Origin of the sequence: Streptococcus infantis (assembly GCF_047460825.1) — a bacterium.
Taxonomy (GTDB): domain Bacteria; phylum Bacillota; class Bacilli; order Lactobacillales; family Streptococcaceae; genus Streptococcus; species Streptococcus infantis_V.
This window is the reverse complement of record NZ_JASHFO010000082.1, coordinates 1-654: the sequence shown is the minus strand read 5'-3', so window position 1 is coordinate 654 and position 654 is coordinate 1. Positions and strand designations below refer to the sequence as shown.

The 654-nt window shown below is 40.5% G+C and carries 1 protein-coding gene; it reads right to left on the bottom strand.

Translation table 11 applies throughout. The annotated features are described in order from the left end of the window. A partial coding sequence (locus QM911_RS09910) for a Spy0128 family protein (RefSeq protein WP_414313887.1) occupies positions 1-654 on the bottom strand: 654 nt, incomplete at both ends.

The following is a 654-nucleotide window of genomic DNA, read 5'->3' as shown; positions in this document are numbered from 1 at the left end:
GCTTTGATCTTAGTAGCGTCAAGATCCAACTTAGTTTCATCGTAGTCATCTGAGATTCCTACTGATTGGATGTTGTCCTTGTTAGCTGCGTCAAATTTAGTTGTATCCAACCATACTTGGTAAACCAACTTGTCGCCACGTTTCACAGTCTTGGTATTGATGTTTTGTTTTTCGTTGTTTGATGCATCGTCCGCATATGGGTTCGCATTGGTATCTGCGTACTTGTCTGCCAACTCTTTATCATCATCAACGAGCTTGTCGCCTGTGATATCGAATTTCTCTTCAGAAACAACGTATTTCTCTGGTTGGAACTTAGGTTCTTCTGGAGGTGTAACACGGTTGTTAAATTCTTTATCCGCAATGTCGCCTACAGTTGCGATAAGAACTTTAGCTGTTCCATCGTGTTTCACTGTAACTGTTACATTCGCTTTCATTGTGTCGTATGTAACGGTTGCGTCTGTTCCTTTAACTTCTTCTACTGTGTAGTTGTGTACGCCTTCTTGACCTTTCTTGAATTCAAGAGCTTTGAACTTAACGTTACCAGAAGCATCATTGCTTACAGTTTCAAGAGTCTTACCTTCTGAATCTTTAAGCACGAAGCTAAATTCGTTAGCTTTAAGCTCACGACCTTCCAAGCGTTTAGTGAAGTTGAAT